This window comes from Phenylobacterium sp., from assembly GCF_035475775.1.
Lineage (GTDB): Bacteria > Pseudomonadota > Alphaproteobacteria > Caulobacterales > Caulobacteraceae > Phenylobacterium.
On the sequence record NZ_DATIMC010000004.1, the window covers coordinates 46,209 to 57,674 of the forward strand.

General features: G+C 71.4%; 11 protein-coding genes. 8 read left to right on the plus strand and 3 right to left on the minus strand.

The window, feature by feature from the left end:
- Positions 1–3 precede the first annotated feature (3 nt).
- From sucD to VLI41_RS00760, 7 genes are all read left to right on the plus strand, one after another.
- Positions 4–882: a succinate--CoA ligase subunit alpha gene (sucD, locus tag VLI41_RS00730; protein ID WP_325266133.1), complete on the plus strand. Its 879-nt coding sequence runs from the start codon at positions 4–6 to the stop codon at positions 880–882.
- Between the two features lie 81 nt (positions 883–963).
- A complete protein-coding gene (locus VLI41_RS00735) occupies positions 964–3,915 on the plus strand; it encodes a 2-oxoglutarate dehydrogenase E1 component (RefSeq protein WP_325266134.1) in 2,952 nt (983 codons plus the stop codon).
- A 41-nt stretch (positions 3,916–3,956) separates the two neighbouring features.
- The gene (odhB, locus tag VLI41_RS00740) at positions 3,957–5,249 is read left to right on the plus strand and encodes a 2-oxoglutarate dehydrogenase complex dihydrolipoyllysine-residue succinyltransferase (RefSeq protein WP_325266135.1); all 1,293 of its coding nucleotides are present in this window, start codon (positions 3,957–3,959) and stop codon (positions 5,247–5,249) included.
- Positions 5,250–5,345: 96 nt separating this feature from the next.
- The gene (locus VLI41_RS00745) at positions 5,346–5,600 is read left to right on the plus strand and encodes a hypothetical protein (RefSeq protein WP_325266136.1); all 255 of its coding nucleotides are present in this window, start codon (positions 5,346–5,348) and stop codon (positions 5,598–5,600) included.
- A gap of 79 nt (positions 5,601–5,679) precedes the next feature.
- Positions 5,680–7,083, plus strand: coding sequence for a dihydrolipoyl dehydrogenase (lpdA, locus tag VLI41_RS00750; protein WP_325266137.1), 1,404 nt, complete (start codon positions 5,680–5,682; stop codon positions 7,081–7,083).
- Positions 7,084–7,121: 38 nt separating this feature from the next.
- Positions 7,122–7,538, plus strand: a complete 417-nt coding sequence (locus tag VLI41_RS00755; RefSeq protein WP_325266138.1) for a GNAT family N-acetyltransferase — start codon at positions 7,122–7,124, stop codon at positions 7,536–7,538.
- Between the two features lie 59 nt (positions 7,539–7,597).
- Positions 7,598–7,915: a hypothetical protein gene (locus VLI41_RS00760; RefSeq protein WP_325266139.1), complete on the plus strand. Its 318-nt coding sequence runs from the start codon at positions 7,598–7,600 to the stop codon at positions 7,913–7,915.
- A gap of 3 nt (positions 7,916–7,918) precedes the next feature.
- Here the strand turns inward: VLI41_RS00760 and VLI41_RS00765 are convergent, their stop codons facing one another.
- The 3 genes from VLI41_RS00765 to fsa are packed head-to-tail and all read right to left on the minus strand — an operon-like array spanning position 7,919 to position 10,193.
- On the minus strand, positions 7,919–8,833 hold the full coding sequence (locus VLI41_RS00765; protein WP_325266140.1) for a tyrosine recombinase XerC: 915 nt from the start codon (positions 8,831–8,833) through the stop codon (positions 7,919–7,921).
- Entirely contained in the window at positions 8,830–9,513 is a 684-nt protein-coding gene (locus VLI41_RS00770) for a DUF484 family protein (RefSeq protein ID WP_325266141.1), read from the minus strand. The genes VLI41_RS00765 and VLI41_RS00770 overlap by 4 nt, the downstream gene beginning before the upstream one ends.
- Positions 9,514–9,539: 26 nt before the next feature.
- Complete coding sequence (gene fsa, locus VLI41_RS00775) at positions 9,540–10,193, minus strand: fructose-6-phosphate aldolase (RefSeq protein WP_325266142.1); 654 nt, start codon at positions 10,191–10,193, stop codon at positions 9,540–9,542.
- A 66-nt stretch (positions 10,194–10,259) separates the two neighbouring features.
- Between fsa and VLI41_RS00780 the strand changes: the two genes are divergently transcribed.
- On the plus strand, positions 10,260–11,466 hold a 1,207-nt coding region (locus VLI41_RS00780; protein ID WP_325266143.1), incomplete at its 3' end, for a DEAD/DEAH box helicase.

Here is an 11,466-nt window from a genome sequence, read left to right on the forward strand (position 1 = left end):
GACATGTCGATCCTGATCAACAAACAGACCCGCGTCATCTGCCAGGGGATCACCGGCGCGCAGGGCACCTTTCACTCCGAGCAGGCGATCGCCTACGGGACCAAGATGGTGGGCGGGGTCACCCCCGGCAAAGGCGGGACCAAGCACCTGGGGCTGCCGGTGTTCGACACGGTCGGAGAGGCGGCCAAGGCGACCGCCGCCGAGGCCAGCGTGATCTACGTGCCGCCGACCTTCGCGGCCGACTCCATCCTGGAGGCGATCGATGCGGAGATCCCGCTGATCGTCTGCATCACCGAGGGCATCCCGGTGGAGGACATGGTCAAGGTCAAGCGCGCGCTCGCCGGCTCGAGGTCGCGATTGATCGGGCCCAACTGCCCGGGCGTCCTCACCCCCGACGAATGCAAGATCGGCATCATGCCGGGCAATATCTTCAAGCGCGGCTCGGTGGGCGTTGTCTCGCGCTCCGGCACCCTTACCTATGAAGCCGTGTTCCAGACCACCCAGGTGGGGCTCGGCCAGACGACGGCCGTGGGCGTCGGCGGCGATCCGGTGAAGGGCATGGACTTCATCGAGGTGCTGGACATGTTCCTGAAGGACCCCGAGACGCAATCGATCATCATGATCGGCGAGATCGGCGGCTCCTCCGAGGAGGACGCGGCCGAGTTCATTAAAAATTCAGCAACCAAGAAGCCAATGGTGGGCTTCATCGCGGGACGCACGGCGCCGCCCGGCCGGCGCATGGGTCACGCGGGCGCGATCATCTCCGGCGGCAAGGGCGGGGCTGAGGACAAGATCGCTGCGATGGAGGCCGCGGGCATCCGCGTCTCTCCCTCTCCGGCGGCCCTCGGAACCACCCTGGTCGAGGTGCTGAAGGGCGCTTGAGGCCAAAATCGTAGCGTAAGGGCGGTCCCGCGCCCGGCTCCTCTTCCAGAAGCTCCGCGGGCCGGCCCCGGGAAGACGGAAATGGCGGACGACGCAGGGCTGATCAACGAGGTGCTCGCGGAGACCTCGTTCCTCTATGGCGGCAACGCCGCCTTCGTGGAGGACCTCTACGCCCGCTGGGCCGCCGACCCCAATTCGGTCGAGCCCTCGTGGCGGGCGTTCTTCGCCTCGCTGCGCGACCGGACCGACGACGTCAGGCGCGAGGCCCGGCGCCCGGCCTGGACGGCCCCGTCCGCGCCGGCGGTCCGCCCCGAGTGGCTCTCCGCGCTCGATGGCCTGTGGCCCGCGGTGCAGGCCAAGACCGAGACCAGGATCGCCGAGCGGCGGCCGGGCGCGAGCCCCGACGAGGTCCGCGCCGCCACCCTCGATTCGCTGCGCGCCATCATGATGATCCGCGCCTACCGGATGCGCGGGCACCTCAAGGCGAACCTCGATCCGCTGGGCATCGCCGCCACGCCCGGCGACGCCTCGGAGCTGGACCCGGCGACCTACGGCTTCTCGGAGGCCGACTACGACCGGCCTATCTTCCTCGATTACGTGCTCGGGCTGGAGACGGCCTCGGTCCGCGAGATCCTCGAGATCCTGCGGCGCACCTACTGCGGCAATGTCGGCGTGCAGTACATGCACATCTCCGATCCCAAGGAGAAGGCCTGGCTGCAGGAGCGCATCGAGGGGCGCGACAAGGAGATCGTGTTCACCAAGGAGGGCAAGGTCGCCATCCTGAAGAAGCTGATCGAGACCGAGGGCTTCGAGCGGTTTCTGAACCGCCGCTTCCCGGGCACCAAGCGCTTCGGCCTGGACGGCAGCGAGGCCATGGTCCCGGCGCTGGAGCAGATCATCAAGCGCGGCGGCGCGCTGGGCGTGAAGGACATCGTGATCGGCATGCCGCACCGCGGGCGCCTCAACGTGCTGGCCGCGGTCATGGGCAAGCCCTACCATGTGATCTTCCACGAATTCCAAGGCGGCTCGTCGCTGCCCTCCGACGTCGAGGGCTCGGGCGACGTGAAGTACCACCTGGGCGCCTCCTCGGACCGCGAGTTCGACGGCAACACCGTCCACCTGTCGCTGACCGCCAACCCCTCGCACCTGGAGATCGTCAATCCGGTGGTCCTGGGGAAATCGCGCGCCAAGCAGGCCTTCACCCTGCGCGAGACGCCGAGCGCCGGCCGCGGCCACGTGCTGCCGCTGCTGATGCACGGCGATGCGGCCTTCGCCGGCCAGGGCGTGGTGGCGGAGTGCTTCGCGCTCTCGGGCCTGAGGGGCTACGGCGTCGGCGGCACGATGCACTTCATCGTCAACAACCAGATCGGCTTCACCACCAGCCCGAAGAACTCGCGCTCCTCGCCCTATCCCTCGGACGTGGCGCTGATGGTCGAGGCGCCGATCTTCCACGTGAACGGCGACGAGCCCGAGGCCGTGACCTTCGCCACCAAGGTGGCCACCGAATATCGGCAGCTGTTCGCCAAGGACGTGGTCATCGACATGTTCTGCTACCGGCGGTTCGGCCACAACGAGGGCGACGATCCGACGATGACCCAGCCCTTGATGTACCAGACCATCAAGGCCCACCCTTCCGTGCGCCAGCTCTACACCACCCGGCTGATCGGCGAGGGCGTGGTGAGCCAGGGCGAGGTGGACGCCTGGATCAAGGAATTCGACGAGTTCCTCGACCGGGAGTTCGAGGGCGGCAAGAGCTATCACGCCAACAAGGCCGACTGGCTGGACGGCAAGTGGTCGGGGCTGACCCTGCCGGGCTCCGAGGAGAGCCGCGTCACCGGCGTCGCCAGGCAGAAGCTCATCGACCTCGGCCACAAGATGACCTCGATCCCCAAGCGGATCAGCGTCCACAAGACCGTGGCCCGGGTGATCGCCGGCCGCCGCGCCGCCATCGACGCCGGCACGGACATCGACTGGGCGACCGCCGAAGAGCTGGCCTTCGCCACCCTGCTCGACCAGGGCTACCCGGTGCGCCTCTCCGGCCAGGACTCGGTGCGCGGCACCTTCTCGCAGCGCCACTCCGGGATCGTCGACCAGACGACCGAGGAGGTCTATTTCCCGCTGCGCAACCTGGGCCCCAACCAGGCGCACTTCGAGGCGCTCGACAGCGCGCTCTCCGAAGAGGCGGTGCTCGGCTTCGAATACGGCTTCTCGCTCACCGACCCCAACACGCTCACCATGTGGGAGGCCCAGTTCGGCGACTTCGCCAACGGCGCCCAGGTGGTCATCGACCAGTTCATCTCCTCGGGCGAGCGCAAGTGGCTGAGGATGAGCGGGCTCGTGATGCTGCTGCCGCACGGCTACGAGGGCCAGGGGCCGGAGCACTCCTCGGCCCGCCTCGAGCGCTACCTGCAGCTCTGCGCCGAGGACAACATGCAGGTGGTCTATCCCTCGACGCCGGCCAACTACTTCCACCTGCTGCGGCGGCAGGTGCTGCGCGAGTTCCGCAAGCCGCTGATCGTGATGACGCCCAAGTCCCTGCTCCGCCACAAGCGGGCGGTCTCGAACCTCGTCGACATGGCCGAGGGCTCCAGCTTCCATCGCGTGATGATCGACGGGGCGGAGGCCGGCTGCGACGTGGGCGGCCTCACCCTGAAGCCCGACGACAAGATCCGGCGGGTGGTCCTCTGCTCGGGCAAGGTCTACTACGACCTCATCGATCACCGGGCGAAGGCCGGGCGCGACGACGTCTACGTCCTCAGGCTCGAGCAGTTCTACCCGTGGCCGCTGAAGTCGCTGACCAACGAGCTGAAGCGGTTCAAAAACGCCGAGCTCGTCTGGTGTCAGGAGGAGCCCAAGAACATGGGCGGCTGGCAGTTCGTCGACGCCTGGCTCGAGCTCACGCTCGATCGGCTCGACATCAAGGCCAAGCGCGCCCGCTACGTCGGCCGCCCGGCCTCGGCCTCGACCGCGGCGGGGCTGATGAGCCGGCACCTGAAGGAGCTGGAGGGCTTCCTCACGGAAGCCTTGGCCTGAGCGGCGGGTTTGGGTGTTGAGGACCTAGGGAGCGCATCGAGATGGCCGACATCATGACGCCGGCGCTGGGCGAGTCCGTCACCGAGGCGACCGTGGCGCGCTGGGCCAAGAAGGCGGGCGAGCAGGTGCGCAAGGACGAGATCCTGGTCGAGCTGGAAACCGACAAGGTGTCGCTCGAGGTGGCCGCGCCGGCCGACGGCGTGCTGTCGGAGATCGACGCCGAGGAAGGCGCGACGGTGGAGCCCGGCGCGGTGCTCGGCAAGATCGCCGAGGGCGCGACCGCTCAGCCGAAGGCGAACGGCGGCGGCCAGGCGGCCGCGGCGCCCGCGCCGGCGGCGAGCTCGAAGCCCGCGCCCGCCCCGGCGCGCGAGTTGCAGCCCGAGCCGCAGCCGGGGAAGCCGGCGCCCAAGTCCGCGCCCGCGCCGGCCGCCAGCCCGCCCGCCCGCGCGGCGGCCGAGCCGGTGCTCGCCCCCTCGGCCCAGCGGATCGTGGCCGAGAACCGGCTCGACGCGGCGGCCATTCCCGGCACCGGCAAGGACGGCCGGATCACCAAGGGCGATGCGCTCGCCGCGCTGGAGGCGCGCGCCAAGGCGCCCGCGCCGCCGCCCGCGCCCGCCGGCCCCCGCCCGATCCACGAGCGCGAGGAGCGGGTGCGGATGACCCGCCTGCGCCAGACCATCGCGCGCCGGCTGAAGGAGGCGCAGAACGCCGCGGCCATGCTGACCACCTTCAACGAGGTGGACATGACGGCGGTGATGGCGCTGCGCAGCCAGTACAAGGACGCCTTCGAGAAGACCCACGGCGTGAAGCTCGGCTTCATGGGCTTCTTCGTGAGGGCGGTCATCCACGCCCTGAAGCAGGTTCCCGAGGTCAACGCCGAGATCGACGGCGCGGACCTGATCTACAAGAACCACTACGACATCTCGGTGGCCGTCGGCACCGAGCGCGGCCTGGTGACGCCGGTGGTGCGCGACGCCGACCAGATGAGCCTGGCCGAGATCGAGAAGGCGATCGGCGCGCTCGGCCGCAAGGCCCGCGACGGCCAACTGGCGCTCGAGGACCTGCAGGGCGGCACCTTCACCATCTCCAACGGCGGGGTCTATGGCTCCCTGATGTCGACCCCGATCCTGAACGCCCCCCAGTCGGGGATCCTCGGCATGCACAAGATCCAGGAGCGGCCGATGGTCGTGGCGGGCCAGATCACGGCCCGGCCGATGATGTACCTGGCGCTTTCCTACGATCACCGGGTGGTCGACGGCCAGGGCGCGGTGACCTTCCTGGTGCACGTCAAGGAAGCCATCGAGGAGCCGCAGCGGCTGCTGCTCGACCTCTGAACCGGCTTGCGAAAAGGCCGGGCTCCGGAACGGCCGCGCTCAGCGGCGGGTTCATGCGCGGACGGCACGGAGCCGTCGGCTGCACGAGGCTTGCGCATGTCCACCCTGAAGACCGCGACCCTGGCCGCTTCCGCGGCGGCGCTGGCCCTGGCGCTCGGCGCCTGCGACACCATGCGGGGCGGCGGCAGCGCGCCGCAGACCGGCGCCCAGGCCGAGACCGACAACGCCCGCAACCAGAACTCTAACGGCTCGGCGCAGCCGGGCGGGGCGGGCCCCTCGCCCAACGGCGGCGTCAGCAATCCCGGGACCAGCGGCACGGTCAGCAACACGCCCGGCCCGGGGCCGCACTGAGCGTTCGCGACCGTCGCCGGTTGATTTCGGCCAAGCCCAGAATAGGGTGCGCGCCCACCTGACCTGAGCGGGCGCATCCATGGCCGAGACCAGCTACGACGTGGTGATCATCGGGGGCGGCCCCGGCGGCTACAACGGCGCCATCCGCGCGGGCCAGCTGGGCCTGAAGGTCGCCTGCGTGGAGATGCGCCCGACGCTCGGCGGCACCTGCCTGAACGTCGGCTGCATGCCGTCGAAGGCGCTGCTGCACGCCTCGGAGCTGTTCGAGATCGCCGCCGACGACTTCGCCGAGCTCGGCATCGAGGCCTCGCCGAAGCTGAACCTCGGCCAGATGATGAAGCAGAAGGACGCCTCGGTGAGCGCCCTCACCAAAGGCGTCGAATTCCTGTTCCGCAAGAACAAGGTCGACTGGATCAAGGGCCAGGGAAGGATCGCCGGCCCGGGCAAGGTCGCGGTCACCGGCGCCGACGGCAAGACCACCACCCTGGAGGCCAAGAACATCGTCATCGCCACCGGCTCGGAGCCCGCCGGCCTGCCGGGCGTCGAGCTGGACCAGCGGCGGATCGTGGATTCCTCCGGCGCCCTCGTCCTGCCGGAGGTCCCCAAGACCCTGCTGGTCATCGGGGCCGGGATCATCGGCCTGGAGCTCGGCTCGGTCTGGCGCAGGCTGGGGGCCGAGGTCACGGTGGTGGAGTTCCTCGACCGCATCACCCCCGGCGCGGACGGCGAGGTCGCCAAGGCGCTGCAGCGGTCGCTGACCAAGCAGGGCGCGCAGTTCCGGCTGGGTTGCAAGGTGACCGCCGCCAAGGCCTCGAAGGCCGGCGTGAGCCTCACGGTCGAGCCGGTCGCCGGCGGCGCGGCGGAGACCCTGCAGGCCGACTATGTCCTGCTCGCCATCGGCCGGCGGCCCTATACCAGGGACCTGGGCCTCGAGAGCGTCGGCATCGCCCCCGACAAGCGCGGCTTCATCGAGACCGACCACCTGCGGACCAGCGCGCCCGGGGTCTGGGCCATCGGGGACGTGACGCTCGGGCCGATGCTGGCGCACAAGGCCGAGGAGGACGCGGTGGCCTGCATCGAGACGATCGCCGGCAAGTACGCCCACGTGGACTACAATCTCGTCCCCAGCGTGATCTACACCTATCCCGAGGTCGCCTGGGTCGGGAAGACGGAGGAGGAGCTGAAGGCGGAGGGCCGCGCCTACAAGACCGGCAAGTTCCCGTTCACGGCCAATTCGCGGGCCCGGATCAACCACGAGACCGACGGCTTCGTGAAGGTGCTGGCGGATTCCACGAGCGACGAGGTGCTGGGCGTGCACATGATCGGCCCCGACGTCTCCGAGATGATCGGCGAGTTCTGCGTCGCCATGGCCTTCCGGGCGGCGTCGGAAGACGTGGCTCGCATCTGCCACGCGCACCCCACGCGCTCCGAGGCGCTGAAGCAGGCGGCCATGGGCGTGGAGGGGTGGACGATGCAGGCCTAGGACCGGCCGGGTTGCGCGCGGGCCTGGAGATCCGCCGCATGCGGGCCGACGAGGCGGCGGCCTGCGCCGACCTCTACGTCAGGGTGCTGCGGGAGACCTTCAGCTGGCAGCCGCCGGAGCGGCACCGGCGCGCGGACTTCCTATCCGCCGCCCGCGAGGAAGAGGTCTATGTGGCGGTGGAGGACGGCCGCATCCTGGGGCTTGCGGCGATCTACCGGCCGCAGAACTTCCTGCACTCCCTCTATGTGGACGCGCGCGGGCGCGGGATCGGCAAGGCGCTGCTCGACCACGTCAGCCGTGCGATGGGCGGAGAGCTGTCGCTGAAGGTGCAGGCGCCCAACACCCGCGCCCAGGCCTTCTACGCCCGCGAGGGGTTCCGCTGTGTCGAGCGCGGCCGCGATCCGGGCTCCGAGGTCGGCTGGCTCAGGCTGGTGCGGCCGAGCCCGGAAAGTTGACTTGAGGCGGGCGCTGCGCGGCGCCACCCTGCCGTCCGACCAAGACCGGGAGGCACGCGATGATCGCCCTTCTGCTCGCCGCCCAGATGGCCGCCGCGCCGAGCCCGACCCTGGTCGGCCGCGACTGGGCTTTGCGACACCGCTCGCACGCCCGCGGAGTCCTGAGCCCGGTCCCGCCGGCCTGCCGCGTCGGGGTGACGGCGGCCGCGGGGCCATCGCCGCAGGCGTTCAGGCCGGGGGTCCACAAGCTCGGCGACCTGCCCAGGGCGCACGAGGAGATCGCCGTCGAGCGCAGCGTCGGCGGCTGCCCCGCGCCGCTGATCGTCCGCTACGACGTGGAAGGCGACGGGCGCTTTGCGGAAGGCCCGGACGAGTAGGCCTCAAGCGTGCGGGTGCGCCTTGGCATAGGCGCTGAGCAGGGCGGCCGCATCCACCTGGGTATAGCGCTGTGTGGTGGACAGCGACGCATGGCCCAGCAGCTCCTGGATCGAGCGCAGGTCCGCGCCTGCGCCCAGCAGGTGGGTCGCGAACGAGTGGCGCAGCGCGTGCGGCGTGGCGCTGGCCGGCAGGCCGAGCCGGCTGCGCAGGCCCTGCACCGCCGCCTGCACGTGCCGCGGGCTCAAGGGCCCGCCGCGCTTCGCGCGGAACAGCGGGGCGTCGGGGGCGAGGACGAAAGGCGCCGCTTTCAGGTACGTCTCGATGGCCTCTCGCACGGCCGGCAGCACCGGCACGATCCGCGTCTTGGCGCCCTTGCCGGTGATGCGCAGGCTGTCCGGGAGCGGCGCGTCGGCGCGCTTCAGCGACAAGGCCTCCGAGATCCGCAGGCCGCAGCCGTAGAGCAGGGTCAGCACCGCCTGGTCGCGCGCCGCCTCCCAGGGCTCGCGGTCGGGATCCAGCGCCGGCTCGGCGATCAGCCCCAGCGCCTGGTCCTCGCTGACCGGCCGCGGCGCGCCGGGCCTGACGCGCGGGCCGCGGACCAGGGCGAGCGCCGCGTTGGGCGTGTCCAGCCGCCGGTCGAGGAACCTGTGGAAGGCGCGGATCGCCGAGAGCGCCTGGGACAGTGAGCGCGGCGCGAGCGGCCGCTCGCCGCCTCGCAGATGGGCGAGCCAGGCGCGGACCTCGCCGGCGGTGACCTCGCCGAGCGCGCCGAGGGCGAGGCTCTCGCCGCGGTGGCCGGTCAGGAAGGCGAGGTAGCGGCGCGCGGCGAAGCCGTAGGCCTCCAGCGTCCGGGGCGAGGCGCGCCGCTCATGGGCCAGATGCGCCAGCCATTGCGCCAGCGCCTCGTCCGCCGTCACAGGATCGGCCAGCGCTCGGCGGTGCGCTCCACGACGCGCGCCAGGAAGGCCACCAGCTCGACGCCCATGTCCTCGGTGAAGCCGGCCGGATCGGCCGAGCCGAAGGCGAGCAGCCCCTGCCGCGCGGGCTCCCACATGGCCATCCGCACCATGGCCATGGAGCGGACTTGCTCGCAGCCGGCGCCGAACAGCGGAAGCGCCGTGGGCGAAAAGCCCATGCGGGCCAGCCTCTGAGGGCCGCCGAGGATCAGGTCCACCTGGCCCTCGACCAGCCGCGTCCAGCCGGCGGGGACGCGCGCGTCGGCCTCGAGGGCCACGACCGCGGCGGCCAGGCCGAAGCGGCGCCGGGCGAGATCGTCCAGCCGCCAGGCGAGGTCGGAGTGGTTGCGGGCGTCCAGCAGATCGACCACCGCCCCGTGGGTCTGGGCCTGGGCGGAGAAATTGTCGCGCGCCACCGCCTCGATCTGCTGGCGCTGCATCGCCTCGCGCCGGTGGGCGGCGTGCACGCGCGCCAGGGCCGCCGGGGCGAAGTCGACGACGTTGCCGGCCGCGACGCGCAGGCCCAGCTCGTCCAGAAGGCCGGCGTCCTCGCGGATGAACTCCGGGTTGTCGGACAGGAACCGGCGGACGGCCGCGGGCTCCAGAGGCAAGCCGTCCATCCCGCCTTGCGACCCGTCCATGCCCTGCCCCCGGTGAAGCGATCAGCTCATAGAATCGACTGTCCGGTCTTGGCCCAGTCGCTGAGGAATGTTTGGAGACCCTTTTCGGTTAACGGGTGCTTGAAAAGGCTCTCAAAAACCTCGGGCGGTATGGTCGCGCAGTCGGCGCCGGCGATCGCCGCGGCCGCCACGTGGCCCGGATTGCGGATCGAGGCGGCGAGGATTTCAGTGTCGAAGTCGTAGTTGTCGTAGATCGCGCGAATCTCGCTCACCACCTCCATGCCGACGGCGCCGTGGTCGTCCAGCCGTCCGACGAAGGGCGAGATGTAGTTGGCGCCCGCCTTGGCCGCGAGCAGCGCCTGGGCGGCGGAGAAGCACAGGGTGACGTTGGTCTGGATGCCCTCGGCCGCGAACTGGCGCACGGCGATCAGGCCCTCGCGGGTCAGAGGCGCCTTCACCACGACGTTGGTGGCGACTCCGGCGAGCTTGCGGCCCTCGGCCAGCATGGCCTCCGACTCGGTGGCGGCCACCTCGGCGCTCACCGGCCCCTCGACGATGCCGCAAATCTCGGCGATGACCTCCAGCATGGGGCGTCCGGTCTTGGCGATCAGCGTGGGATTGGTGGTGACGCCGTCCACCAGGCCGGTGGCGGCGAGAGCCTTCAGGACGGCCACGTCGGCGGTGTCGAGGAACAGCTGCATTCGGAGACCTCAGGGCTGGGTTGCGCCGCTTGTAGCGGCTGGGCGCCCGAGCGCAAACGTCCGCCCATGAGCCGAATCGCCTCGGTCCTCCTGCCGCTGCCCCTGCCGGAGGCGTTCGACTACGCCGAGCCCGAGGGCATGGCGCTGGCGGTGGGCGACCAGGTGGCCGCGCCGCTCGGCCCCAACCTGCTGCGCGGCGTCGTCGTGGCCCTGCGCGAGGCCGCCGGCGGCAACCGGCCGCTGAAGCCCGTGCAGGCGAGGCTCGAGGAGGCCGCGCTGCCGCAGACCACGCTGGAGTTCGTGCAGTGGGCGGCGCGCTATGCTGTCGATGCGCCGGGCCAGCCGCTGGCGATCGCGCTGCGTGGCGCGCGCGCTCCGAAGGCCAAGCCGCAGCGGGTGCTGGAGCTCACCGGCCAGGCCCCCGCGCGCCTCACGCCCGCGCGGGCGCGGGTGCTGGCCACGGCGAGCACGGGGGCGGCGAGCGCCGCGGCGCTGGCCCGCCTGGCCGGCGTCTCGGCGGGCGTGGTCAAGGCGCTCCTCGAGGAGGGCGCGCTGGCGATCCGGCTCGAGGCGCCCGACCCAGCCTTCGATGCGCCAGACGCGGCGCGGAAGGGCGCCGCGCTGAACGCCAGCCAGGCGGCCGCGGCCGACGAGCTCGAGTCCCTGGCGCGCGCGGGGGGCTTCCAGGTCGCCCTGCTGGACGGGGTCACCGGGTCCGGCAAGACCGAGGTCTACCTGGAGGCCGCCGCCGCAGCCCTCGCCGCCGACCCCGAGGCGCAGGTGCTGATCCTGCTGCCGGAGATCGCGCTCACCCAGGCCGTGATCGATCGGGTGGCGGCGCGGTTCGGGGCCGCGCCGGCGGAGTGGCACTCCGACGTTGCGCCCCCGGCCCGGCGGCGCGTCTGGGAGGGCGTCATCTCGGGCGGCTGCCGGATCGTGGTCGGCGCGCGTTCGGCGCTGTTCCTGCCGTTCCGCAAGCTGAAGCTGATCGTCGTCGACGAGGAGCACGACGCCTCCTTCAAGCAGGAGGAGGGCTTCATCTACCACGCCCGCGACCTGGCCGTGGCGCGGGGCAAGATCGAGGACGCCGCCGTCGTGCTGGCCTCGGCCACGCCGTCGCTGGAGACCCTGCGCAACGCCGAGCAGGGCCGCTACCGCTGGCTCCGGCTCTCCTCCCGCCACGGCGAGGCGCGCCTGCCGGACATCACGCTCATCGACCTGCGCGAGACTCCGCCCGATCCCGGCCGCTGGCTATCGCCGCCGCTGGTCAGGG